Below are 24,999 nucleotides of genomic sequence, written 5' to 3'. Positions count from 1 at the left end.
GAGGGGGCACGGTCCCTTCCCCGCCCCCACCCGGGCCGTGTCCTCAGGCGCGGGTCGCCCACACGTAACGGTGTTCCGGGCGGCCCGCGTCGCCGTACTTGAGGGTGAGACGGGCCCGTCCGGTGCGTTCCAGGAGCTTCAGATAGCGCTGGGCGGTCTGGCGGCTCACCCCGGTCCGCTCGGCGATCTCCTGGGCCGACAGCGGTCCGCCGGCGCTCATCAGGCACTGACGGACCAGCTCCACGGTGGTGGGGGAGTGCCCTTTGGGCAGGTCGGGCTCCGACGGTGCCGAGAGCGCGCCGAAGATACGGTCCACCTCGGCCTGCTCGGCCTCGCCGCCGCCGTCGAGGGTGCGGCGCAGCTCCGCATAGGCCTCCAGCTTGGCCCGCAGCCCCGCGAAGGCGAACGGCTTGACCAGGTACTGCAACGCGCCCTGTCGCATCGCCGCCTGCACGGTCGTGATGTCCCGGGCCGCCGTCACCATGATCACGTCGGTCTGGTGGCCGCGGCGGCGCATCTCCTGGACGACCGCGAGTCCCGTCTCGTCGGGCAGATAGTGGTCCATGAGGACGAGGTCCAGCCGCGGCAGCGACTCCACCTGGCGCAGCGCCTCCTCCGCGCTGTGCGCCTCGCCGGCCACATGGAAGCCTGGCACCTTCTCGACGTAGGCGGCGTTCACCCGGGCGACCCGGGTGTCGTCGTCCACGACCAGGACCTCGATCATCGCGACTCCTCCTCGGCGGCGCTCGCCGGTGCCGACGGGACCGTGAGGGCCGGTTCCAGGTCCGGCTCGGTCAGTGCCTCGGGCAGGACGACGGTGAACTCCGCGCCCCCGCCGTGCGCCTCGCCCACAGCCGCGCTGCCCCCCTGCCGCTCGGCCAGCCTGCGCACCAGGGAGAGCCCGATCCCGCGCTTGCCGTGCGCCGGCGGCTGCTTGGTGGACCACCCCTCGGTGAAGACCAACTCCCGCTGCTCCGCAGGGATCCCGGGCCCCGTGTCGCGCACCCTGAGGACGACGGTCCGTCCCTCGGCGCGCAATTCGACCTCCACGCGCGCGTGCATCGTGCCCCCGACCGCGTCGAGAGCGTTGTCGACGAGGTTGCCGACGACCGTGACCAGCCCGCGCGGATCGACCAGCCGGTCCGGCAGCCGCGTGCGGTCCGAGACGCGCAGGGCGACTCCGCGCTCCGCGGCGACGGTCGCCTTGCCGACCAGCACAGCGGCGAGCAGGGGGTCCTCGATCTTCTCCGTGACCTGCTCCGCCGTCGCCCGGTGGTCGCCGACCACCTCTCCCACGAAGTCCACGGCGTCGTCGTACATCTCCAGCTCGAGCAGGCCCAGGAGCGTGTGCATGCGGTTGGCGTGCTCGTGGTCCTGGGCGCGCAGGGCGTCGATCAGGCCGCGCGTCGAGTCGAGTTCCCGGCCCAGCTGCTCCAGCTCGGTGCGGTCGCGCAGGGTGGCGACGGCGCCGCCGTCGTCGGTGGGCATCCGGTTGGCGATCAGGACACGCTGGCCGCGCACCGTGAGCAGATCGGTGCCCGTCACCCGCCCGGACAGGACATCGGCGGTACGTCCCTCGCCGAGCGCCTCGTCGGGGGAGCGGCCCACGGCCTCGTCGCCGATGCTCAGCAGGCGCTGCGCCTCGTCGTTGAGGAGGCGGACCCGGCCCGCGCGGTCCAGGGCGACGACACCCTCCCGGATGCCGTGGAGCATGGCCTCGCGCTCCGCGAGCAGTCCCGAGATGTCGGAGAAGGCCAGGTCCCGGGTCTGCCGCTGGACCCGCCGGGAGATGACCCAGGCGGCCAGCGCGCCGACGGCCAGGGCTCCGCCCGCGTAGGCCAGCAGCTCCGGGATCGCGTGGATCAGCAGGGCCCGGACGCTGTCGTACGCGATGCCCACCGAGACCGCCCCGACGATCTCCCCGTCGCTGTCCCGCAGCGGCACCTTGCCCCGTGCGGAGCGTCCCAGTGTGCCCTCGTCGATCTCCATGACCTCCTGGCCGGCGAGCGCCTCGCTGGGGTCGGTGGAGACGTGCTTGCCGATCTGCGCGGGCTCGGTGTGCGACCAGCGCACTCCGCGAGTGTCCATGATCACGATGTACTCGGCCTTGGTGGCCTTGCGGATCTTCTCCGCCTCCCGCTGAACCGGCCCGCCGGCCGTCGGCGGAGTGTGCTCGACCTGCTCCGCGAGCTGCGGTTGGGCCGCTGCGGTCTGTGCGATCGAGAGCGCTCGGCGCATCGCCTGGTCGTCCAGCTGGTCGCTGAGCGGCGCGAGGAACAGCCCGGTCGCGAGCACCGCGACGCCCGCGGCGATCGCCACCTGCATCAGCAGCACCTGCGAGAACACCCGGCGCGGCAGACCGAGCCGCAGACGGCGTGCGGGGGGAGTGGGGCTCATACCCAAGACGTTACGCGGACGTGCCGGAGCAGCCGTAGGGGTGTGGCATGGATCTCTTGATCAACGCATGGACAGGCGCTGCCCGCGGACACGCTGAGCTGCGGTACCCCGGAAGTCGGTCGTGCGGTCAGCTCGCGAGCGCGGCCGGTGTCAGCTCGCGCACCGCCACCACGTCCATCCGCGCGGGTGAGCCGAGCACGGACGCGCCGCAGCTCTCCGGGCGGGGCGGCAGCGACGCACCCTGGGCGACGACCACGCGCCAGTGGCGTCCGTCCGCGTGCGCGACGGTCACCTCCCAGCGCGGTGCCGCGCCGTCCGTCCGTACGACCGTCAGCGCGTCCGCGGTGCATTCGCGGGCCGCCGTGCGGACCGCGAGCTCGGCCGCCTGAGCGGGCCGTTCCCAGGCCGAGCTGCCCCGGCATCCCTCCAGGACGATCCGTTCCTCCTGCACGGCGTGCAGGATCTCCCTGACGGCGGGCGCCTCGACCCTGCCGTAGGCGTAGCCGTACGGCAGGACGAGCAGCGTCGGCGAGAAGCGGTGACCGCCCAGATGGGTGACTTCCCAGACACCCTCGACCCCGGAGGCGGCGAGTGCGGCCGCCAAGGGACGGCCGAGAAGCGCGCAGCAGCGGTCCCGCTTGCCGTTGGTGCACACGAGCGCGAGCGGATCACCGGTGTGGGGCCGCCCGCCGAGCGCCGTGCCGACACTGCGGTGCTCGCCTCTGCCGAGCGCGGCGAAGTCGAGGTCCAGCAGGCGCCACGGGTCGCGGACGGTGGCCCCGTGCAGCCACACGTTGCCGGGCACCGTGTGGGACACGTACACCTGACGCGCGGTGGGGGTGCCGAGGTCGGCGTGGCGTCCGGGGCGTCGGATGAGTGCGACGCGTACGCCCGTGCCCTCGGCGGCGGTCTCCAGGGCGCGGCCCAGCGTGGGATCCAGATGGCTCGAAGTGAGCGCCTTGACACCCCAGGGACCCGGCTGCTCCAGCAGCAGCCAGGTCGTCGCGGTCGCCGCGGTTCCCGAAATGGGCTCGTCGAGGTCTCGGGAGACGCTTGCACACGTACTCACAGAGGTGAGCCTAACCTGACTTGATCCAGAGCGACTTCCGGCCTGCTCGAGTCCTACTCCGGCAGCGGTTGGGGCGGTCTCGGGCCCTCGTAGAGCCCGCTCGGGCGCATACGCAGCGGGCGCTCGCCGTACTCCTCCAGGGCGTGGGCGATCCAGCCCGCCGTACGGGCCACAGCGAAGATCGTCTCGCCGGCCGTGGCAGGCATCCCGCTGGATGCGGTGAGCACGGCGAGTGCCAGGTCGACGTTGGCGTGCAGCGGGGTGTGCCGGGCGGTGGTGGCCACGATGTCGCGGGCCGCGGCAAGGGCGGGTGCGGCCCGGGGGATCTCCTCCAGCAGGGCGAACAGGGCACGCGCGCGTGGATCCTCGCCGGCGTAGAGCCGGTGGCCGAGTCCCGGGATACGGCGCCCGGAGCGCAGTTCGTCCGCGATCACGGGCCCGGCGTCGCCCTGGTCGAGGACGTCCAGCAGCAGCCGGTGGACGAGTCCGCTCGCGGCGCCGTGCAGGGGGCCCTCGATGACGCCGAGGCCCGCGGAGACGGCCGCGTAGGCGTGTGCGCGGGCCGACGCGGCGACGCGTACCGCGAGTGTGGAGGCAGCCAGGTCGTGGTCGACGAGCAGTCCGAGCGCGGTGTCCAGGACGCGCAGCGAGGCCTCGTCGGCCTGCCGTCCGCTGAGCCGTGCCCACAGCCGGTGGGCCAGCGGGCCCTCGTCGCCGTGACCGGGTCGTATCGGCGGCAGAGCGGCGACGAGCGTGGGGATGAGGGTGCGGGCCGTGCCGAGAACAGCTTCCTCGGACAGGTCGAAGCGCAGCGGATCCGCCGTCGCGGCGGCGATCGCGGCAACCCGCAACCGGTCGGCCGGGTCGGTGTGTTCGGGCAGCGCGGCGACGGCGCGTCGGGCGACGGCGACGGACGTCTCGGGGGCGGTGAAGACGGTGCCGGGGCGCAGCTGTCCGGTCCACAGCCACTCGGCGACCTCTTCGTAGGAGTGGCGTGCGGCCAGCTCGGTCGCGTCGACTCCCCGGTAGTAGTACCGGTCCGTGTCGATGAGCGTGATGCGGGTGCGCACGGACAGCTCGCCGCCCGAGCTCGGACTCCCGCCGCCGGCCCGCCTGTTGCGCCGTGCCAGCGCCTCGACCTCCTTCGCGTCGAAGGTGCTGCTCCGGCCGCCCGGCACTCGGCGGCTGCTGAGCTGACCGCGGCTCACGTAGGCGTACACGGTCTCGGCCTTCACACCCAGAAGCTCGGCGGCCTCCTTGGTGCTCAGCCGCCGTTCCGAGCGACTGGGGGCGGGTTCTTGATCGGGCATGGAGGTCACCGTATCCGTCTTGCAGATTCATTGATCTCAGATTGATTCAATCAATATTGACAGAGATCGAGTCAAGAGTGGACAGTCAAATCAAGTTCAGGGAGGAAATCATGTCCGTCAACAGGTCCGCAACCACCCTCGTCGACGTACCGCGAGGGCTCGCGGGTGTCGTCGTGACCGACACCGAGATCGGCGACGTGCGGGGGCTCGAAGGCTTCTACCACTACCGCCAGTACTCGGCCGTCGAGCTCGCGCAGACCCGCAGCTTCGAGGACGTCTGGCATCTCCTGGTCCTCGGCGAGCTGCCGGACGCCGAGCGCGGTGCCGCGTTCTCCGACGAGACCGCCGCCCTGCGCCGACTGCCCGACGAGGTGCGCGTGGCGCTGCCCGTCATCGCGGCGGCGAGCGCCCGGTCCGGCCCGCTCGCCGGTATGCGTACGGCACTGTCGTTGCTGGGGGCGGCCAGGGGCTTCCGGCCGGTGTACGACATCGACGCGGACCGGCGCCGCCGGGACACCCTCGTAGCGGCCGCCGCCGTGCCGACGCTGCTGACCGCACTGCACCGGCTGGGAAAGGGCCTCGAGCCGGTGGAGCCGCGCGAGGACCTCTCGTACGCGGCGAACTACCTGTACATGTTGACGGGTTCGGAGCCGGATCCGCAGCGGACCCGGGCGATCGAGCAATACTTGATCTCAACCATTGATCACGGCTTCAACGCATCAACCTTTACAGCGCGCGTCATCACCTCAACCGGAGCGGATGTGGCCGCGTGCCTCGTGGGAGCCGTGGGCGCGCTGTCCGGCCCGCTGCACGGTGGGGCTCCCAGCCGGGCACTCGACACCCTGGACGCCATCGGCACGCCCGAACGCATCGACTCCTGGATCCGCGAGCGCGTCCTGGCCGGCGACCGCATCATGGGCTTCGGCCACCCCGTCTACCGCACGGAGGACCCCCGCTCCCGGATGCTCCGCGAGATCGCCCAGCGCTTCGGTGGCCCGCGTGTCGACTTCGCCGTCGAGGTCGAGCGGCGGGTCGAGGCGATCCTCGCCGAGCTGAAGCCCGGCCGCGAACTCCACACGAACGTCGAGTTCTACGCAGGCGTGGTCATGGAACTCTGCGGTCTGCCGCGCGAGATGTTCACCCCCACGTTCGCGGTGGCGCGGGCGGTGGGCTGGAGCGCCAACATCCTGGAACAGGCGGAGGACTCGAAGATCATCCGTCCGGTGGCGCGGTATGTGGGGCCGGCGGCTCCGGCGGCGGTGCCGAAGGCAGCCTGAACGCTCAGGGGGGCGTCACGGTGTGGTGGGACGCACACCTGGGTCTGGGTCGGCCAGGGCCTGCTCGAAGAGGCGGAACACGCGTCCCTCGGCACTGTCGGGAGGCAGGTCGACCTTGCTCGGGCGAGTTGCGTTCCAATAGCGCTGGAAGACCGGACTGCGCAGCACAAGGCGCGCGTAGACCAGCAGATCCGCTTCGGACACGCTGCCCCAGCTGTAAAGCAGGACGTAGTGGTTGAAGGTCAAGTTGGCGAACAGATCCTGCCGCAGCTCCGTGGGGGACGAGGTCGGGAGGTCGTTCCACACCTCAGCCAAAGACGGGTCGGACATCGCCATCTGCGTCATCTGCAGATGAAGCCCCCGCAGGTCTGCTTCCGCGCTTCGGCGAAGTTCCCCGCGTGATGACACCAACTCCTGGCGTTGCAGCATCAGTTCTTCGCGCTGCAGGCGTAACTCGCGCTGTTGGAACAGCAACGTGGCAACGAGCAGTAACAGTGCCAGCCCCGAGAACAAAGTGCTGACGCCGCCGAAGTAGTCACCGATGGAACTCTGCTCCGCAGCTGATCGACGGTCGCCTTCGGCCCATACGACACCGTCTATCAACCAGCCTCCGACGACGATCGACGCGGCGCCGACCAGCACCGTGCCGAGCAGCGCGGCGAAGGACAGCTTGGCAATCGGGTGTCGAGTGGGTACAGGCGGCATCGCGTCCTCCCGGGACAGATGAACGACGAGGTGGGAAACCGACAGGGCTCGGCACCAAGCGTTGTGCCGAGCCCTGGGGCCTTTTCTAGGTAAGTGCAGTTCGATACGCCAGAATGAAGCGATAAACGTGGCCGGCGACTATCTATTATGCGTCAGGAATGTCACCCTTGGCCTTGATCAGGGTTTCACGGGTGATAACCACGATGCGTTCGTAGTCGGCGCGAGCGGCATCGGCGGGCAGTTGCGCATCCAGTGAGTCAGTCGCGTCTGTTCCGATAACGGCAAAACTTCCGTCCGCCAATTCGAAGATATCCGGGCACGTGGCACTGGAGGTGCTGCCTCGCTCACGTGGAGGCACACCCAGGCGGCGGATGATCTGACTCACTGTTGATTTCCTTTGGTCTCAAGGCACGTGTGCCTGCCCACTGCTGCTGCGCCGTGTGGGCGTCCCTGTAGGGCGGACCTCGATCACCGGCGGCGTGGAGCAACGCTTCCTCCTGGGGGGCGGCTCCTCGCGCGGTTGCGCACTGGTCAGCCCCCATCACCTGGAAGAACGTGCCGGTTCTTGATCCGTAACGCCTGTAGGTGGGATCCCCGCTCCGGGGTGACGAGAGGGGGGTCGGAGTTTACAGTGACGCGATGGGTCATGGGGCGTCCGGCACCTCACCGACGACCCACCACTCTTCGGAATCCGCATCCTCCAATTGACGCAGGAGTTCGTCGACCATCAGTCCGAGATCGGCCTCATCCGTGTCCGAAATGCTGGCGCGCTGTTGGCGCGTGGCATACCAATATTCTCTGACGATGGGGCTTTGAAATATGCCGCGGGCGTGCTTGAAGAATTCGTCGCGGCTGAGGTTGCCGATTCGATAGTAGAAGAGCAGATTGGTGTAGAGAGCATTGGCGAATATATATTGGCGCCGCTGCTTGGAAGATACCGTGCCCTCGTAGAGATCGAGCACTTCCGCAAGTTCGGGGTCGTCGATCGCTTTGCTCAGCAGTTCCCAGTGCAGGCGCTGCTGATTGGCGAGATTGGTGTGCTCCTGGCTGTGCGCGGCCCGCTCCAGGTGCTCCAGTCGCACCCGCAGGGAGGCAAGTGTCTGGCGCTGTGCCGCCATGGCGATCAGTGCTCCGGCCGCCATGCCGAGCCCTGCCACGGTAGCGGCACCGAGTCCGCGTATGCCGAATTCCCGTGTGGCCATGTCAACCCCCGATCAGGCGACCGTCCGCCGGTCGTCGGGTGCGGGTCGACTGTTGGGGACCGGCGAGCGATGGGCGGCGCTTGCCGCCTCCAGGGTGCCGAGCGGCTCTGATCGGCGGGGAGGCGGAGAGGAGGCGCACAGAGGGATGCGAGGGTCGCACACTCCGGCGCCTTGTCGAACGTCTGCCCCGCGAGTGCTGCTAACAATCGTTCACTCCGCGGTGACTCTCACGGCTCGTATCCTGGGCCGGAATTCAATCCTCGAACAGACGCCGAGCTGTGAGCCGGTGTACGCCTGGACATGAAAGAGGTCGCACTTTGGGTCCGCGCTCGAGCCCACCGCAGATCCCGGTCGTCGTGCTCGCCGGATTCCTGGGCTCCGGGAAGACGACGCTGCTCAACCATCTGCTCCACCGCAGCGGCGGCAGCCGTATCGGGGCCATCGTCAACGACTTCGGCGCCATCGAGATCGATGCGATGGCCGTGGCGGGCGCGCTCGGCGACTCCACCGTGTCGCTCGGGAACGGCTGCCTGTGCTGTGCCGTCGACGTCAGTGAACTCGATCTCTACCTCGACCGGCTCGCCCGGCCCTCGGCCGGTATCGACGTCATCGTCATCGAGGCCAGCGGCCTGGCCGAGCCGCAGGAGCTGGTGCGGATGGTGCTCGCCAGTGAGCATCCGGGGATCGTGTACGGCGGTCTGATCGAGGTCGTCGACGCCGCCGAGTTCGACGGCACGCGCGCGAAGCACCCCGAGATCGACCGGCATCTCGCCCTCGCCGACCTCGTCGTCGTGAACAAAGTCGACCGGGCGCCCGACGGTGAGCGGGTCCTCGGCGTCGTCCGGTCCCTAGTCGACCGCGCCGCCGTCGTCCCCGCCACCTACGGCCGCATCGACCCCGAGTTCCTCTTCGACTGCCGCCCCGCGGGCGAGCGCATCGGGCAGCTCACCTTCGACGACCTCCACGATCACGGGGCAGACGGCCACGACCACGCCGGTCATCTGCACGCGGCCTACGACAGCCTGTCCTTCACCTCCGAAGTGCCCCTGAACCCACGCCGGTTGATGGAGTTCCTCGACAGCAGGCCCGAGGGGCTGTACCGGATCAAGGGGTATGTCGACTTCGGCCCCCATGACGCGAACAACCGGTACGGCGTCCATGCCGTCGGCCGGTTCCTCCGGTTCCGTCCCGAGTCCTGGGGCTCCGGCGACGCGCGCGTGACCCAGCTCGTCCTCATCGGCGCCGGCATCGATGCCCCGGCCCTCGGCAAGGAGATGGAGGCGTGCAAGGACGACGCCCCACACGCCGACGAGCACGGCATGTGGGGCGTCCTGCGCTACGTACAGGATCCCGAAGGGGATCTTGAGGAGCCGGGTCTCTAGACCGGCCCCGCCACCACCGACACCGTCTTCGCCAGGGACACGCCCGAGCCGTCGCGGCGCGGGTCGATCTCCGGGAGGTCGGCCGGTGTGCCGTTCTTCTGCGCGGCCCGCGCCGGGACGGGGCCCGCCCAGGCCAGGGAGAGACAGTCCTCGCCCTTGAGGAAGCGCTGGCAGCGCACGCCGCCGGTGGCGCGGCCCTTGCGCGGGTACTGGTCGAACGGAGTCAGCTTGGCCGTCGTCTGCACGGAGTCGTCCAGCGTGCCGCGCGAGCCGGCGACGGTGAAGACCACCGCGTCGGCCGCCGGGTCGACCGCCGTGAACGAGATGACCTTGGCGCCCTCGGTGAGCTTGATGCCCGTCATACCGCCCGCGGCGCGGCCCTGCGGGCGGACCTGCGAGGCCTGGTAGCGCAGTAGTTGGGCGTCATCCGTGATGAAGACCAGGTCCTCCTCGCCGGTGCGCAGCTCGACCGCGCCGACGATCCGGTCACCCTCCTTGAGGGTGATGACCTCCAACTCCTCCTTGTTGGACGGGTAGTCGGGGACCACCCGCTTGACCACGCCCTGCGCGGTGCCGAGCGCCAGACCTGGGGACGACTCGTCGAGCGTGGTCAGGCAGACCACCGTCTCGTCGTCCTCCAGGGACACGAACTCGGCCAGCGGGGCGCCGCCCGCGAGGTTCGGCGTCGCCGCCGTGTCCGGGAGCTGCGGCAGGTCGACGACGTTGATCCGGAGCAGACGGCCGGACGAGGTGACCGCGCCGATCTCACCGCGGGCCGTGGCCGGTACCGCCGAGACGATCACGTCGTGCTTGGTCCGGCGCGCGTCGGCGTCCTCCGCGAACGGGTCGCCGTTGGCCGTACGGGCCAGCAGACCCGTCGAGGACAGCAGCACCCGGCACGGGTCGTCCGCCACCTGGAGCGGAACGGCGGCGACCTGGGAGCCCGCGGACTCCATCAGGACCGTACGCCGGTCGGTGCCGAACTTCTTGGACACCGCGGCCAGTTCGGCGGAGACCAGCTTGCGCAGCTCCGCGTCCGACTCCAGGATCCGGGTCAGCTCCTCGATCTCCGCCTTCAGGCGGTCCTTCTCGGACTCCAGCTCGATCCGGTCGTACTTGGTGAGGCGGCGCAGCGGCGTGTCCAGGATGTACTGCGTCTGGATCTCGCTCAGCGAGAAGCGCTCCATCAGGCGCTGCTTGGCCTGCGCGGAGTTGTCGCTGGAGCGGATGAGGCGGATGACCTCGTCGATGTCCACCAGGGCGGTGAGCAGGCCCTCCACCAGGTGCAGCCGGTCGCGGCGCTTGCCCCGGCGGAACTCGCTGCGGCGCCGCACGACGTTGAAGCGGTGGTCGAGATAGACCTCCAGCAGTTCCTTCAGGCCCAGCGTGAGCGGCTGGCCGTCGACCAGCGCCACGTTGTTGATGCCGAAGGACTCCTCCATCGGCGTCAGCTTGTAGAGCTGCTCCAGGACGGCTTCCGGCACGAAGCCGTTCTTGATCTCGATGACCAGGCGCAGGCCGTGCGCACGGTCGGTGAGGTCCTTGACGTCGGCGATGCCCTGCAGCTTCTTCGAGCCGACCAGATCCTTGATCTTGGCGATCACCTTTTCCGGGCCGACCGTGAAGGGCAGCTCGGTGATGACGAGCCCCTTGCGGCGCGCGGTGACCGTCTCCACCGAGACCGTGGCGCGGATCTTGAAGGTGCCGCGGCCCGTCTCGTAGGCGTCCCGGATGCCGGACAGGCCGACGATCCGGCCGCCGGTGGGCAGGTCGGGGCCGGGGACGTGCTTCATCAGGGCGTCGAGATCGGCGCCGGGGTGCCGGATCAGATGGCGGGCGGCCGCGATCACCTCGCGCAGGTTGTGCGGCGGCATGTTCGTTGCCATACCGACCGCGATGCCCGAGGCGCCGTTGACCAGGAGGTTCGGGAAGGCGGCGGGCAGGGCCACCGGCTCCCGCTCCTGGCCGTCGTAGTTCGGGGTGAAGTCGACGGTGTCCTCGTCGATCGACTCCGTCATCAGGCCCGTGGCCTCGGCCATCCGGCACTCGGTGTACCGCATGGCGGCGGGCGGGTCGTCATTGCCCAGCGAGCCGAAGTTGCCATGGCCGTCGACCAGGGGGACACGCATCGAGAAGGGCTGGGCCATGCGCACCAGAGCGTCGTAGATCGACGCGTCGCCGTGCGGATGCAACTTACCCATGACCTCGCCGACGACGCGGGCGCACTTCACATAGCCGCGGTCGGGGCGCACGCCCATCTCGTTCATCTGGTAGACGATGCGGCGGTGCACCGGCTTGAGGCCGTCGCGGGCGTCCGGCAGGGCTCGGGAGTAGATGACCGAGTACGCGTACTCGAGGAAGGAGCCCTGCATTTCGTCCACGACGTCGATGTCGAGGATCCGCTCCTCGTACGAGTCGTCGGGCGGCGGGGTCTTCGTGCTGCGGCGGGCCATCGCTGCCTGGCTCCTCTGTCTACTGGTCGCTCGCCCACGGGCGCGCTCTTGCTGAAGCGTTGAATGAGTCTGACGCGGACCATTGTGGACCGCGGCACTGACAACGCGGACCAGGACCCGGCGTCGGCCGTCCCGCCCGGCGTTCACAGGTGCCGCCCGCCTCAGGCGGGACAACACGTCCGCAGGCTACGCGATCTCGCTCTGGGCGTACGTCGGGCGGGAACTTCGCCGACCCTCCGCACGCTTGCATACAGTGGCAGGACCGGCGGGATTTCCGCAGTTACGACGAGTGTTTCCGCGATCGAAGGGACGTACATGCCCATGGGTCACACGGCCACAGACCAGGCAGGCACCGGGGGCCTGACAGCGACCGAGCACCGCCTGGCCAACGGCCTGCGCGTGGTGCTCTCCGAGGACCACCTGACCCCGGTTGCGGCGGTGTGCCTCTGGTACGACGTCGGCTCGCGCCACGAAGTCAAGGGCCGTACCGGCCTGGCTCACCTTTTCGAGCATCTGATGTTCCAGGGCTCGGGCCAGGTGAAGGGCAACGGCCACTTCGAGAAGGTGCAGGGCGCCGGCGGCTCGCTGAACGGCACCACCAGCTTCGAGCGCACCAACTACTTCGAGACCATGCCCACCCACCAGCTGGAGCTCGCCCTCTGGCTGGAGGCCGACCGCATGGGCTCCCTGCTCGCCGCCCTCGACGACGAGTCCATGGAGAACCAGCGCGACGTCGTGAAGAACGAGCGCCGGCAGCGCTACGACAACGTCCCCTATGGCACGGCTTTCGAGAAGCTGACCGCCCTCGCCTACCCGGAGGGCCACCCGTACCACCACACCCCGATCGGCTCGATGGCCGACCTGGACGCGGCGACCCTGGAGGACGCGCGCGCGTTCTTCCGGACGTACTACGCGCCCAACAACGCGGTGCTCTCCGTGGTCGGCGACATCGACCCCGAGCAGACGCTCGCCTGGATCGAGAAGTACTTCGGCTCCATCCCCGCGCACGACGGCAAGCCCGCCCCGCGCGACGGCCAACTGCCGGAGATCATCGGCGAGCAGCTGCGCGAGATCGTCGAGGAAGAGGTCCCCGCGCGCGCGTTGATGGCCGCCTACCGGCTGCCGCACGACGGCACGCGCGCGTGCGACGCGGCCGACCTGGCGCTCACCGTCCTCGGCGGCGGTGAGTCCTCCCGCCTCTACAACCGGCTCGTACGACGCGACCGTACGGCCGTCGCCGCCGGGTTCGGCCTGCTGCGGCTGGCCGGCGCCCCCTCCCTGGGGTGGCTGGACGTGAAGACGTCCGGTGACGTCGAGGTGCCCGTCATCGAGACCGCCATCGACGAGGAGCTCGCCCGGTTCGCCGCGGAGGGCCCCACGGCCGAGGAGATGGAGCGCGCCCAGGCCCAGTTGGAGCGCGAGTGGCTGGACCGGCTCGGCACGGTCGCGGGCCGCGCCGACGAACTGTGCCGGTACGCCGTCCTGTTCGGCGACCCGCAGCTCGCCCTCACCGCCGTCGGGCGGGTGCTCGAGGTGACCGCCGAGGAGGTCCAGGAGGTCGCCAAGGCACGCCTGCGGCCCGACAACCGCGCGGTGCTCGTCTACGAGCCGACCGTCCCCACGGAGACCGTCGAGGAACCCACCGAAGACCTGGAGTCCGCGGCGACCGTGGAAGCCACCGACGACAACGAGGAGGCGGCCAAGTGACCGAGCTCGCCACTATGGAATTCCACCCCGAGCCCCGGGCCGGCGAGGCCAGGCCGTGGGCGTTCCCGGCCCCCGCGCGCGGGATCCTCGACAACGGCGTCACGGTCCTGCGCTGCCACCGCCCCGGCCAGCAGGTCGTCGCCGTGGAGGTGCTCCTGGACGCGCCGCTGGAGGCCGAACCGGCGGGCCTCGACGGTGTTGCCACGATCATGGCGCGGGCCTTCTCCGAGGGCACCGACAAGTACTCCGCCGAGGAGTTCGCCGCCGAGCTGGAGCGCTGCGGAGCCACCCTCGACGCGCACGCCGACCACCCCGGCGTCCGGCTCAGCCTGGAGGTCCCGGCCTCGCGGCTGTCCAAGGCGCTCGGCCTGCTCGCCGACGCCCTCAGGGCGCCCGCCTTCGCCGACAGCGAGGTCGAACGGCTCGTCCGCAACCGCCTCGACGAGATCCCGCACGAGCTGGCCAACCCCTCCCGCCGGGCCGCCAAGGAGCTGTCCAAGGAGCTGTTCCCGGCCGACTCGCGCATGTCGCGTCCGCGCCAGGGCACCGAGGAGACGGTCGAGAACATCGACTCCGCGGCCGTACGCGCCTTCTACGAGAAGCACGTACGTCCCGCCACGGCCACCGCCGTGGTCGTCGGCGACCTCACAGGCATCGACCTGGACGTGCTGCTCGGCGAGACGATCGGCGCCTGGACCGGCTCGCCCGCGCAGCCGCGGCCGGTGCCGCCGGTGACCGCCGACGACACCGGCCGCGTCGTCATCGTGGACCGCCCCGGCGCCGTCCAGACGCAGCTGCTCATCGGCCGCGTCGGTGTCGACCGGCACGACCGCGTGTGGCCCGCCCAGGTGCTCGGCACCTACTGCCTCGGCGGCACCCTCACCTCCCGGCTCGACCGCGTCCTGCGCGAGGAGAAGGGCTACACCTACGGAGTGCGGGCGTTCGGGCAGGTCCTCAGGTCCGCCCCGGACGGCTCGGGCGCCGGCATGCTCGCCATCAGCGGCTCCGTCGACACCCCGAACACCGGTCCCGCGCTGCAGGACCTGTGGACGGTGCTGCGGACGCTCGCCGCCGACGGGCTCACCGACGCCGAGCGCGATGTCGCCGTACAGAACCTGGTCGGTGTGGCGCCGCTGAAGTACGAGACCGCCGCGGCCGTGGCCAGCACACTGGCCGACCAGGTGGAGCAGTACCTGCCGGACGACTACCAGGCCACGCTGTACCGGGAGCTCGCCGCGACCGGCACCGTCGAGGCCACCGCGGCTGCCGTACGCGCCTTCCCGGTGGACCGTCTGGTGACGGTGCTCGTGGGCGACGCGGCGCAGATCAAGGAGCCGGTGGAGGCCCTCGGCATCGGTCAAGTCACGGTCGTGTCCGCCGAGTAGAGCCGAGGAGAGGCGAACTCTCGGGCACGCGCGCGTGGAGCCCCGGTGACGGAAGCGTCACCGGGGCTCCCTTATGCCCGAATTACGGGAGAGGTTGCCTGTCTGGCCTGTGGCATGCGCTACAAAAGCCGTGATCCGTTTGGGGATTGACAGATGCCCCGTTTAGCGTCTTCCGGGCTGTCCGTCAGGCACTGCGCCGCACCCGCGGCACCGGGCAGTCATCGCCGAGTCCCCAGATGGCGCGAGCCAGGGGAGCCGGGGACCCACCAACGTAGTCCCTGGGGTGAATCGGATGCCCGCGCGTGCCGCGAGGGGGTCCGTAGGAGACCTTCCTGCTCCGAACCCGTCAGCTAACCCGGTAGGCGAGAAGGAAGGAAAGGACCAGCCACTACATGGCGTTCACCCGCGCCACCGGGAAGCACCGCCGTCCCAGCCGCATCCAGCGCACCACCGCCCGCGCGGCGGGCGTCGCGGCCCTCACCACCACCGGCGTCATCGGCACCCTGGCCGCTCCCGCACTCGCCGCCGAGCCGGCGGCCGAGACGACCGGCCTGATCCCGGTCCTCAGCAGCGCCGCCGCCGACCAGATCGCCGAACAGGCCGCCGCCCAGCAGCAGGCCGCCGAAGAAGCCGCCGCCGCCAAGAAGGCCGCCGAAGCCAAGAAGAAGGCCGCCGAGGCGAAGAAGAAGGCCGCGGCGGAGCGGGCGCAGCAGGCCCGCGAGGCCAAGGAGCGCGCCGCCCGCGAGGCCGAGCGCAAGCGCCTCAACAGCTACGTCCTGCCGATCACCGGCTCGTACGTCTCCACCGGCTACGGCGCCGGCGGCTCCGTGTGGTCCTCCGGCAGCCACACCGGCGTCGACTTCCACGCCGCCAGCGGCACCTCCGTCCACGCGGTCGGCAGCGGCACCGTCGTCGAGGCGGGCTGGGAGGGCTCGTACGGCAACCAGGTCGTGATCAAGATGAACGACGGCACGTACACCCAGTACGGCCATCTGTCGTCCATCGGCGTCTCGGTGGGCCAGAGCGTCACCCCGGGCCAGCAGATAGGCCTCTCCGGCGCGACCGGCAACGTCACCGGGGCGCATCTGCACTTCGAGGCCCGTACGACCGCGGAGTACGGCTCCGACATCGACCCCGTCGCCTACCTGCGCTCGCACGGCGTGAACCTCTGACGACAGACCTCTGAGCGACCCTGGGCCCCGGCTCCCCGAGCCGGGGCTTTCGGCCTTTCATACCCCCGGCTGTCCAAAAAATATCCATGGATTCCGACCCGCCATCGGAAATTCCGGCTCATTGCCATAGAGTCACTGAACACGCGTCAATCGTCGACGTTTCACGGGGATTAAAGCGGAGGTCGGTCATGCGTATTCCGGCGCACTCGGTATGCACGGCGATCCGGGACGACATCGTCGCCGGTGTCTACGAGCGTGGCAGCCGACTCACCGAAGAACTCCTGGCGCGCCGCTACGGCGTCTCGCGCGTCCCCGTCCGCGAGGCCCTGCGCACGCTGGAAGCCGAGGGGTTCGTGGTGACCCGGCGGCACGCGGGCGCGTGCGTCGCGGAACCGACCGAGCAGGAGGCCGCCGACCTGCTGGAGATGCGCATGCTCCTGGAGCCGCTCGGCGCCTCCCGGGCCGCCCAGCGGCGCACCGAGGCGCATCTGAAGGTGCTGCGCGGCCTGGTCAGGCTGGGTCAGGAGCGGGCCAGGCGGGGCAACAGCGAGGATCTGCGCTCCCTGGGCGGCTGGTTCCACGAGACGCTCGCCCAGGCCTCCGGCAGCCCAGCGCTGACCTCGATGCTGACGCAGCTGCGGCACAAGATCGCCTGGATGTACGCCGTGGAGGCGCCGGCCAACCCCGTGGAGTCCTGGGCGGAGCACGGCGCGATCGTCGACGCCGTGGCGCGCGGCGACGGCGAGCGCGCGCGGGCGGTCACGGCGCAGCACACGGAGCGCTCGACGGTCGTGCACCGGCTGCGATTCGGTGTCCCGGGAGAGCGCACGGAGCGTGTGAGGAACTCGCAACATCCCGTAAACATGACGAGCCTGCGGCATTAACACAAGAGCCGTATACAAAGAGGGGCTAATTCGTGGGGGATTATTTCTGCTGCCCGCGATCGGAAAATGCGAAGGGCTCGCCCGGTAATTCGGACGAGCCCTTCAATTCTGCTTCTCAGACGGTCTCGGGAAGCTCCTCGAGCCCCTCGGCGACCAGCTTCGCCAGCCGGTCGAGGGCGATGTCCGCGCCCTCGGCGTCGGAGGCGAGCACGATCTCCTCGCCGCCCTGGGCGCCGAGCCCGAGGACAGCCAGCATGGAGGCCGCGTTGACGGGGTTGCCGTCGGCCTTGGCGATCGTCACGGGGACCCCTGAGGCCGTGGTGGCCCGGACGAAGATGGAGGCGGGGCGGGCGTGGAGACCCTCGGCCCAGCCGACGTTGACGCGGCGCTCAGCCATGTGATGCTGCCCTTCAGGTGTTCAGGGTTGTCTAGACCAGTTTCCCATATCGCGAAGCAAGCCCGGAACGCTCGTGCGTCCCGTGCTTGAAGTGCCGTCGGACCGCGGCCTCGGCCCGACTTCCGTCCTCCACAGACTGCCTCGCGCCGTTGTCGTACGCGAGCCGTACTCTGGGCCCCATGCAGAGCGCGCCGGACCGGCACGAGTACCCCGCCCACTGGGAAGCCGACGTGGTGCTGCGCGACGGCGGCACCGCGCGCATCCGCCCCATCACCGTTGATGACGCCGAGCGCCTGGTCAGCTTCTACGAGCAGGTGTCGGACGAGTCGAAGTACTACCGCTTCTTCGCGCCCTACCCGCGTCTGTCCGCCAAGGACGTCCACCGCTTCACGCACCACGACTTTGTGGACCGGGTGGGACTCGCGGCCACCATCGGCGGCGAGTTCATCGCCACCGTACGCTATGACCGCATCGGCGCCGAGGGGCTGCCCGCGTCGGCGCCGGCCGACGAGGCCGAGGTCGCCTTCCTCGTGCAGGACGCCCATCAGGGGCGCGGTGTCGCCTCCGCCCTCCTCGAGCACATCGCCGCCGTCGCCCGCGAGCGCGGCATCCGTCGCTTCGCCGCGGAGGTGCTGCCCGCCAACAGCAAGATGATCAAGGTGTTCACGGACGCCGGGTACACCCAGAAGCGCAGCTTCGAGGACGGCGTCGTACGCCTGGAGTTTGACCTCGAACCCACCGACCGGTCGCTCGCCGTGCAGTACGCGCGCGAGCAGCGCGCCGAGGCGCGGTCCGTGCAGCGGCTGCTGATGCCCGGCTCCGTCGCCGTCATCGGCGCCGGCCGAACCCCCGGCGGCGTGGGCCGCAGCGTCCTCGGCAACATCCGGGACGCCGGGTTCACGGGCGGTCTGTACGCCGTGAACCGGGCCCTTCCCGAGGAGTTCAAGGACCTCGACGGGGTGCCGGCCTACCGCTCCGTGCGGGACATCGAGGGGCCCGTCGATCTCGCGGTCGTCGCCGTGCCCGCGGACCACGTCCCCGAGGTCGTCACCGAGTGCGGCGAGCACGGCGTGCAGGGGCTCGTCGTGATCTCCGCCGGGTACGCCGAGAGCGGTCCCGAGGGGCGCGAGCGGCAGCGGGAACTCGTACGGCACGCGCGCGCGTACGGCATGCGGATCATCGGCCCCAACGCGTTCGGGATCATCAACACGTCCGACGGCGTCCGGCTGAACGCGTCCCTCGCCCCCGAGATGCCCCGCCCCGGCCGCATCGGGCTCTTCGCCCAGTCCGGCGCCATCGGGATCGCGCTCCTGTCCCGGCTGCACCGGCGCGGGGGCGGGGTCACCGGGGTCACCGGCGTGTCCACCTTCGTGTCGTCCGGCAACCGGGCGGACGTGTCCGGGAACGACGTCCTTCAGTACTGGTACGACGACCCGGAGACCGACGTCGTCCTCATGTACCTGGAGTCCATCGGCAACCCCCGCAAGTTCACTCGGCTCGCCCGGCGTACGGCGGCGGCGAAGCCGTTGGTCGTCGTGCAGGGCGCGCGGCACGGGGGTGCGGCGCCGCAGGGGCATGCGGTGCGGGCGACGCGGTTGCCGCATGCCACGGTGTCCGCGTTGCTGCGGCAGGCCGGGGTGATCCGGGTGGACACGATCACCGAGCTGGTCGACGCGGGGCTGTTGCTCGCGCGTCAGCCGCTGCCCGCGGGGCCTCGGGTGGCGATCCTGGGGAACTCGGAGTCGCTGGGGTTGCTGACGTACGACGCGTGTCTCTCCGAGGGGCTGCGGCCGTTGGCTCCGCTGGACCTGACCACGGGGGCGACCGCGGAGGACTTCCATGCGGCGTTGTCGCGGGTGTTGGCGGATGACGCGTGCGATGCGGTGGTGGTGACGGCGATACCGGCGATCGGGGAGTCGTCGGTCGGGGATGCGATGTTGGCGGAGGCGTTGCGGTCGGCCGCGGCGGAGGTTCCCGGGAAGCCGGTGCTGGTGGTGCATGTGGAGCTTGGGGGGCTGGCGGAGGCGTTGTCGGCTGCGGCCAGTACTGCACCACAGGCGGGTTCAGTGGAACCCGGCGCTGCAGGCGGTGCCCATCCGTTCCGCCCTGCGGAACGACTGCCCACCGCGGGAGCGGCAGCGGCACCTGATGACGTGGGGCTCATTCCCGCCTACCCCGCCGCCGAGCGTGCCGTCCGTGCCTTGGGCGAAGCCGTGAAGTATGCGCAGTGGCGGCGTGATGCCGCCGAACCCGGCAAGGTGCCCGAGTACGAGGACATCGATGAGAAGGGTGCTGCCCAGCTGATCGACGGGCTGTTGGCGCGGGGGCAGGGGTTGACTCTGGGGACCGAGGAGACGTGTGAGCTGCTCGGGAAGTACGGGATCGGGGTCCATCGGGCTCTCCCCGCGCTGTCACCCGATGACGCCGCCGCGGCCGCCGACGCCCTCGGCTACCCCGTCGCCCTCAAGGCCACGGCCCCGCACCTGAGGCACCGGGCCGATCTGGGCGGCGTACGGCTGGATCTGGCGGACGAGGAGCAACTGCGCAGGGCGTACGCCGAGTTGACGGAGCTGTTCGGGAAGCCGCAGGAGCTGCGGCCGGTGGTGCAGGGGATGGCGCCGCGCGGGGTGGACACCGTCGTACGGGCGGTGATCGATCCGGCTGCCGGGGCGGTGCTGTCGTTCGGGCTCGCCGGGGCCGCCTCCCAGCTGCTCGGCGACACGGCGCACCGGATCGTCCCGGTCACCGACCGGGAGGCGACCTCGCTGGTGCGGTCGATCCGGACGGCGCCGCTCCTGTTCGGCTGGCGCGGCTCGACGCCGGTCGACACCCCAGCCTTGGAGGAGCTGCTGCTGCGGGTGTCGCGGCTGGTGGACGACCACCCGGAGGTCGTCGCGGTGACCCTGGAGCCGGTAGTCGTGGCCCAGCACGGGGTCAGCGTGCTCGGAGCCTCTGTTCGGCTGGCACCTCCGCCCGCCCGCGACGACCTCGGCCCGCGAACGCTTCCGGTGTATTAGAGAGCGGCCCGCATGAGAGGCGGGCAGGCGGGAGAGACCGGCGTGACCGGTGCCTCGCAGTCAGTGGGCCCCCGTAGGATGGCGTCATGGCCAAGACCAGTACGACGACCCAGGGGCTGCGAGCGGCGATCGAGCGCAGCGGCTACTACCCGGCCCTCGTGGCCGAGGCGGTGGAGGCCGCTGTGGGCGGCGAGCCCATGCGGTCGTTCCTGGTCCACCAGGAGACCACGTTCGACCAGAACGAGGTGCGGCGGCATGTGACCGTGCTTGTCCTCACCGGCAACCGCTTCATCGTCAGCCACACCGATGAGCAGGCGGCCGACAGCACCTCCCCGACGCCGTATGCCACGACCTCCACCGAGTCGGTCAAGCTCAGCCGGATCTCGTCCGTCGTGGTCAGCCGGGTCGTCGCCAACCCGGAGTCGTACACGCCGGGCACGCTGCCCCGCGAGGTCGTGCTGACCATCGGCTGGGGCGCCGTCTCCCGGCTCGACCTGGAGCCCGCCGCCTGCGGTGACCCCAACTGCGAGGCCGACCACGGCTACACGGGCAGCTCGACGGCCGACGACCTCAGCCTGCGGGTCAGCGAGGCCGGTGACGGCCCGGAGACGGTCCGCCAGGCCCTCGCCTTCGCCCAGTCGCTCTCCGAGGCAACAGCGGATCTCGACAACTGATGGTTCAGCCAGCCTGGGACACCCACCCAGAACCCCTCACCGTCGACTCTGCCCCCCGGCCCGAGTACGGCAGCGGCTCACTCGCCGACCTGCTCCCCACGCTGGCCGCCGGCATGGACGTACCCGGAATGACCGCGACCATCGCGGAGCTGACCGCGGCCGACCGCAACTGCGTGTTCCTGATCGACGGCCTCGGCTGGGAGCAGCTGAAGGCGCACCCGCAGGACGCGCCCTTCATGAGCTCCCTCATCGGCAGCTCGCGCGGGGGCACGGGCCGTCCGCTCACCGCCGGATACCCGGCGACCACCGCGACCTCTCTCGCCTCCGTCGGCACCGGCCGGCCGCCGGGCGCCCACGGCCTGCCCGGATACACCGTCCGCAATCCGGCCACCGGCGAGCTGATGAACCAGCTGCGCTGGCATCCCTGGACCGCGCCGCGCCCCTGGCAGCCGTACCCCACGGTCTTCCAGCTGGCCCAGGACGCGGGCGTGCACGCGGCCCAGGTGACCTCTCCCGCCTTCCAGAACACCCCGCTGACGAAGGTGGCGCTCAGCGGCGGAACGTTCCACGGGCGGCTGACCGGCGAGGACCGCATGGACCTCGCGGCCGAGCAACTGGCCGCGGGCGACCGCTCGCTCGTCTACACGTACTACGCCGAACTCGACGGCGCCGGCCACCGCTTCGGCGTCGACTCCGACACCTGGCGCGGCCAGCTCATGTACGTCGACCGGCTGGTCCAGCGCCTCGCCGAGCAACTGCCGCCGCACACCGCGCTGTACGTCACCGCCGACCACGGCATGATCGACGTCCCCTTCGACGAGCAGCACCGCATCGACTTCGACGAGGACTGGGAACTGCGCGCCGGTGTCGCCCTGCTGGGCGGCGAGGGCCGCGCCCGCCACGTCTACGCGGTGCCGGGCGCCGCGAACGACGTCCTGACCTGCTGGCGCGAGGTGCTCGGCGAGCAGTTCTGGGTGGCGTCGCGGGACGAGGCGCTCGCGGCGGGCTGGTTCGGGCAGCCCGGGGAATGCGACGAGCGGGTGTACGACCGGATCGGCGACGTCGTCGCGGCGGCCCGGGACGACGTGCTGATCATCGCCTCGGAGCGGGAGCCGAAGGAGTCGGCGATGGTCGGCAACCACGGCTCGATGACCCCTGCCGAGCAGTTGGTCCCGCTGCTCGAAGTACGCTCCTGACGCCCACTCTCGTAGATCCTTGCCGAAAGGTGCTCAACTCCCCATGCCCGAGCTGGTGTTCTTCTCCGGAACGATGGACTGCGGGAAGTCGACGCTGGCTCTGCAGATAGAGCACAACCGTTCGGCGCGCGGGCTGCAGGGCGTGATCTTCACGCGCGACGACCGGGCGGGCGAGGGCAAGCTGTCGTCCCGGCTCGGGCTGGTCACGGACGCGGTGGAGGTCGAGGACGGGCAGGACCTGTACGCCTACCTCGTCGACCACCTCTCCCACGGTGGCCGCGCGGACTACGTCATCGCGGACGAGGCGCAGTTCCTCGCGCCGGAGCAGATCGACCAACTCGCGCGCGTGGTCGACGATCTGGGTCTCGACGTCTACGCCTTCGGCATCACGACCGACTTCCGCTCCAAGCTGTTCCCGGGATCCCAGCGCCTCGTCGAACTCGCCGACCGGGTCGAGGTCCTCCAGGTCGAGGCCCTGTGCTGGTGCGGCGCCCGCGCCACGCACAACGCCCGCACGATAGGCGGCGCGATGGTCGTCGAGGGTGCCCAGGTCGTCGTCGGCGACGTCAACCAGGCGGACGACATCGGCTACGAGGTCCTGTGCCGCCGCCACCATCGCCGCCGTATGACCGCGGCGACGGCACACGCGGCGGCGCTGTCACCGGACGTGCTGCCGGTTTCGTCGGCCTGAGCTCAGGCCGGGCTCTGGACCAGGCAGAACCTGGCGCCCTCGGGATCCGCGACCGTGGCCACGCGGCCGTGTTCGGTGTCGTGGGCCGGCTTGAGGACATGCCCGCCGAGGTCGGCGACCTGCGCGAGGCTCTCGTCCGTGTCGGCGACTTCGAAGTACGTCACCCAGTGCGGACCCCGGTCGCGGGGCAGGGAGTTGCCGACGCCGTGGATACCGGCGACCGGGCGGCCGTCGATGAGCAGGGTCACGTAGTCGAAGTCGGCGGAGATCACCGGCTCCTCGTCGTACTCGAACACGGTCTCGTAGAACTTGGCGACGCTCGCCGTCTCGAAGGTCAGCAACTCGTGCCAGACCGGAGTGCCGGGCACCCCGGCGATGGCCGTGCCGCGATGCGCCGCCGCCTGCCACACGCCGAAGACCGCGCCCGAGGGATCCGAACCGATAACCAGCCGCCCGGCATCCTCCGCGTCCAGCGGGCCCACCCCGACGGTGCCGCCGCACAGCCGTACCGTCTCGGCGGTCAGATCGACGTCGTCCGAGGCCAGGTAGGGCGTCCAGGCGATGGGGAGATGCCGGTCCGGCGGGAGCTGGCCGATGCCGGCCACGTCACAGTCGTCGAGCAGCGCCCGCACATAGGGGCCGAGCTGTTGGGGGCCGGGCCGGAACTCCCAGCCGAACAGAGCCCCGTAGAACTCCTGGGTCGTGGTCAGCCCGTGCACCATCAGACTCACCCAGCAGGGCGTGCCGGGCGCGTGCGTTTCGCCGTTCGGGCCGGCCGACCCCCGTGCCTCGGTCATCGTCACTCTCTCCTCGACCCCTTGCGGCAGCCGTGTCGCCGCCGCTCTGCGGACCCCCGTGCCGATGCTCGCACCCCCATGGGACCGCGCGCTCCGGGCGCGCCGCCGTCTTTGCGGGCCCATGCCCGGAGAATGCCCGGTCTGCGGTTCCTTGCCCATTTCGGTGCGATTGCCGACGGATGTCGATCTGCTGTACAGCATGTGCCCGATCCCGTACGCCTCGTGATCGGGGCTGTCCGGCCGAGCAGAGTAGTCGGACATGGACGATGCGGCCACCCCATACGCAAGGATGGTGGCCATGAACGCCATCATCTCCGCAACCGAACTCGCGAGCGAGCTGGCGGGACCGACCCCGCCCGTCCTGCTCGACGTCCGCTGGCAGCTGAGCGTGGCCAAGGCGGCCGGTGAACCGCCCTTCGACGGGCGGGCCGAGTACGAGGCCGGGCATCTCCCCGGCGCGGTCTACGTCGATCTGGACCGTGAACTCGCGTCGGCACCGGGCGAGCACGGCCGGCATCCGCTGCCCGACATGGCCGAATTCGGTACGGCCATGCGCCGGGCCGGTGTCTCGTCGTCGGTCCCCGTGGTCGCGTACGACGGCGGCCAGGGCTGGGCCGCGGCACGCGCCTGGTGGCTGCTGCGCTGGACGGGGCATCCGGACGTGCGGGTCCTCGACGGCGGGCTGCCCGCTTGGCAGGGTCCGCTGGAGACGACCGTCCCCGTGCCGGCCGAGGGCGACTTCCAGCCGGTGCCGGGGGCGGTGGACATGCTGGATGCCGAGGGAGCCGCGGCGTTGGCCCGGAGCGGCGTGCTGCTCGACGCGCGGGCGGGGGAGCGGTACCGAGGAGAAGTGGAGCCGATCGATCCGGTAGGCGGTCACATTCCGGGCGCCGTCTCCGCGCCCACGAACGAGAACGTGGCGCCGGACGGCCGCTTCCTCGCCGCGGACGAGCTGCGGGCCCGGTTCAAGACCCTGGGCGCGTCCGAGGACGGCCCGGAGGTCGGCGTGTACTGCGGTTCGGGAGTCTCCGCCGCCCATGAGGTGCTCGCCCTGGCGGTCGCGGGAATTCCGGCGGCGCTGTACGTCGGGTCCTGGTCGGAGTGGTCCGCGGATCCGTCCCGGCCGGTCGCCGTGGGGCCGGATCCTCAGTAGCCGTTCAGCCGTACGACAGTGGGGCCCGCGGCCGGGGAGGGGGCGGGGCCCCCAGTGGGTCGCCCGACGACGCCGGGGTCTTACGGCGGGGGCCGGACACCAAAAAGGACCCGCGGCGCCCAGAAACGGAG

21 protein-coding genes and 1 riboswitch are annotated in these 24,999 nt (G+C 70.7%); of the genes, 11 read left to right on the top strand and 10 right to left on the bottom strand.

The genetic code is table 11. From position 1 onward, the window contains the following. Positions 1 to 43 precede the first annotated feature (43 nt). The 4 genes from AB0I98_RS19380 to AB0I98_RS19365 all read right to left on the bottom strand — a co-directional run bounded on the left by AB0I98_RS19380 (position 44) and on the right by AB0I98_RS19365 (position 4,776). On the bottom strand, positions 44 to 724 hold the full coding sequence (locus tag AB0I98_RS19380; protein WP_362943069.1) for a response regulator: 681 nt from the start codon (positions 722 to 724) through the stop codon (positions 44 to 46). Beyond that, entirely contained in the window at positions 721 to 2,397 is a 1,677-nt protein-coding gene (locus tag AB0I98_RS19375; RefSeq protein ID WP_362943066.1) for a sensor histidine kinase, read from the bottom strand. Before AB0I98_RS19375 ends, AB0I98_RS19380 begins: the two co-directional genes overlap by 4 nt. 127 nt (positions 2,398 to 2,524) lie before the next feature. Then, complete coding sequence (locus AB0I98_RS19370) at positions 2,525 to 3,466, bottom strand: sucrase ferredoxin (RefSeq protein WP_362943063.1); 942 nt, start codon at positions 3,464 to 3,466, stop codon at positions 2,525 to 2,527. Positions 3,467 to 3,519: 53 nt separating this feature from the next. Further along, positions 3,520 to 4,776 (bottom strand): citrate synthase, encoded by a 1,257-nt coding sequence (locus tag AB0I98_RS19365; protein ID WP_362943060.1) that lies wholly within the window; start codon positions 4,774 to 4,776, stop codon positions 3,520 to 3,522. Positions 4,777 to 4,886: 110 nt separating this feature from the next. On the opposite strand from AB0I98_RS19365, the gene AB0I98_RS19360 reads away from it, so the two are divergent. Continuing rightward, complete coding sequence (locus tag AB0I98_RS19360) at positions 4,887 to 6,053, top strand: citrate synthase/methylcitrate synthase (protein ID WP_362943058.1); 1,167 nt, start codon at positions 4,887 to 4,889, stop codon at positions 6,051 to 6,053. 15 nt (positions 6,054 to 6,068) lie between these two features. Here AB0I98_RS19360 and AB0I98_RS19355 read toward each other — a convergent pair whose 3' ends face one another. The 3 genes from AB0I98_RS19355 to AB0I98_RS19345 all read right to left on the bottom strand — a co-directional run bounded on the left by AB0I98_RS19355 (position 6,069) and on the right by AB0I98_RS19345 (position 7,960). Continuing rightward, positions 6,069 to 6,758 (bottom strand): DUF6082 family protein, encoded by a 690-nt coding sequence (locus AB0I98_RS19355; RefSeq protein WP_362943055.1) that lies wholly within the window; start codon positions 6,756 to 6,758, stop codon positions 6,069 to 6,071. A gap of 145 nt (positions 6,759 to 6,903) precedes the next feature. Beyond that, on the bottom strand, positions 6,904 to 7,143 hold the full coding sequence (locus AB0I98_RS19350) for a hypothetical protein (RefSeq protein ID WP_362943052.1): 240 nt from the start codon (positions 7,141 to 7,143) through the stop codon (positions 6,904 to 6,906). A 259-nt stretch (positions 7,144 to 7,402) separates the two neighbouring features. Then, the gene (locus AB0I98_RS19345; protein ID WP_362943050.1) at positions 7,403 to 7,960 is read right to left on the bottom strand and encodes a DUF6082 family protein; all 558 of its coding nucleotides are present in this window, start codon (positions 7,958 to 7,960) and stop codon (positions 7,403 to 7,405) included. A gap of 317 nt (positions 7,961 to 8,277) precedes the next feature. Between AB0I98_RS19345 and AB0I98_RS19340 the strand changes: the two genes are divergently transcribed. Then, complete coding sequence (locus AB0I98_RS19340) at positions 8,278 to 9,342, top strand: GTP-binding protein (RefSeq protein ID WP_362943048.1); 1,065 nt, start codon at positions 8,278 to 8,280, stop codon at positions 9,340 to 9,342. On the opposite strand, the gene AB0I98_RS19335 is transcribed toward AB0I98_RS19340, so the two are convergent. Continuing rightward, positions 9,339 to 11,795, bottom strand: coding sequence for a DNA topoisomerase IV subunit A (locus AB0I98_RS19335; protein WP_362943045.1), 2,457 nt, complete (start codon positions 11,793 to 11,795; stop codon positions 9,339 to 9,341). The genes AB0I98_RS19340 and AB0I98_RS19335 overlap by 4 nt on opposite strands. Positions 11,796 to 12,116: 321 nt before the next feature. On the opposite strand from AB0I98_RS19335, the gene AB0I98_RS19330 reads away from it, so the two are divergent. The 4 genes from AB0I98_RS19330 to AB0I98_RS19315 all read left to right on the top strand — a co-directional run bounded on the left by AB0I98_RS19330 (position 12,117) and on the right by AB0I98_RS19315 (position 16,943). Beyond that, the gene (locus AB0I98_RS19330) at positions 12,117 to 13,502 is read left to right on the top strand and encodes a pitrilysin family protein (protein WP_362943268.1); all 1,386 of its coding nucleotides are present in this window, start codon (positions 12,117 to 12,119) and stop codon (positions 13,500 to 13,502) included. Further along, on the top strand, positions 13,499 to 14,887 hold the full coding sequence (locus tag AB0I98_RS19325) for a pitrilysin family protein (RefSeq protein WP_362943042.1): 1,389 nt from the start codon (positions 13,499 to 13,501) through the stop codon (positions 14,885 to 14,887). The genes AB0I98_RS19330 and AB0I98_RS19325 overlap by 4 nt, the downstream gene beginning before the upstream one ends. Positions 14,888 to 15,099: 212 nt before the next feature. After that, a riboswitch (cyclic di-AMP (ydaO/yuaA leader) is annotated at positions 15,100 to 15,266 on the top strand. A 13-nt stretch (positions 15,267 to 15,279) separates the two neighbouring features. After that, the gene (locus AB0I98_RS19320; protein WP_362943039.1) at positions 15,280 to 16,059 is read left to right on the top strand and encodes a M23 family metallopeptidase; all 780 of its coding nucleotides are present in this window, start codon (positions 15,280 to 15,282) and stop codon (positions 16,057 to 16,059) included. A gap of 188 nt (positions 16,060 to 16,247) precedes the next feature. Further along, positions 16,248 to 16,943 carry a GntR family transcriptional regulator gene (locus AB0I98_RS19315; RefSeq protein ID WP_362943036.1) on the top strand — a complete coding sequence of 232 codons (696 nt, stop codon included), beginning with the start codon at positions 16,248 to 16,250 and terminating at the stop codon, positions 16,941 to 16,943. A 115-nt stretch (positions 16,944 to 17,058) separates the two neighbouring features. On the opposite strand, the gene AB0I98_RS19310 is transcribed toward AB0I98_RS19315, so the two are convergent. Next, positions 17,059 to 17,340 carry an HPr family phosphocarrier protein gene (locus AB0I98_RS19310; protein ID WP_362943033.1) on the bottom strand — a complete coding sequence of 94 codons (282 nt, stop codon included), beginning with the start codon at positions 17,338 to 17,340 and terminating at the stop codon, positions 17,059 to 17,061. Between the two features lie 179 nt (positions 17,341 to 17,519). Here AB0I98_RS19310 and AB0I98_RS19305 point away from each other — a divergent pair, with 179 nt between their 5' ends. The 4 genes from AB0I98_RS19305 (at position 17,520) to AB0I98_RS19290 (ending at position 22,918) form a co-directional block, all read left to right on the top strand. Further along, a complete protein-coding gene (locus AB0I98_RS19305) occupies positions 17,520 to 20,357 on the top strand; it encodes a GNAT family N-acetyltransferase (RefSeq protein WP_362943030.1) in 2,838 nt (945 codons plus the stop codon). A gap of 86 nt (positions 20,358 to 20,443) precedes the next feature. Next, a complete protein-coding gene (locus AB0I98_RS19300; RefSeq protein ID WP_328355284.1) occupies positions 20,444 to 21,031 on the top strand; it encodes a DUF5998 family protein in 588 nt (195 codons plus the stop codon). Further along, on the top strand, positions 21,031 to 22,227 hold the full coding sequence (locus AB0I98_RS19295) for a nucleotide pyrophosphatase/phosphodiesterase family protein (RefSeq protein WP_362943027.1): 1,197 nt from the start codon (positions 21,031 to 21,033) through the stop codon (positions 22,225 to 22,227). Before AB0I98_RS19300 ends, AB0I98_RS19295 begins: the two co-directional genes overlap by 1 nt. Before the next feature lie 43 nt (positions 22,228 to 22,270). Then, a complete protein-coding gene (locus AB0I98_RS19290; RefSeq protein ID WP_362943024.1) occupies positions 22,271 to 22,918 on the top strand; it encodes a thymidine kinase in 648 nt (215 codons plus the stop codon). A 2-nt stretch (positions 22,919 to 22,920) separates the two neighbouring features. Here the strand turns inward: AB0I98_RS19290 and AB0I98_RS19285 are convergent, their stop codons facing one another. After that, entirely contained in the window at positions 22,921 to 23,715 is a 795-nt protein-coding gene (locus AB0I98_RS19285; protein ID WP_362943021.1) for a VOC family protein, read from the bottom strand. Between the two features lie 298 nt (positions 23,716 to 24,013). On the opposite strand from AB0I98_RS19285, the gene AB0I98_RS19280 reads away from it, so the two are divergent. Continuing rightward, complete coding sequence (locus AB0I98_RS19280) at positions 24,014 to 24,868, top strand: sulfurtransferase (protein ID WP_362943018.1); 855 nt, start codon at positions 24,014 to 24,016, stop codon at positions 24,866 to 24,868. Positions 24,869 to 24,999 lie beyond the last annotated feature (131 nt).

It is taken from the genome of Streptomyces sp. NPDC050211 (genome assembly GCF_040656035.1).
Lineage (GTDB): Bacteria > Actinomycetota > Actinomycetes > Streptomycetales > Streptomycetaceae > Streptomyces.
This window is presented reverse-complemented; position numbering and strand designations above follow the sequence as displayed.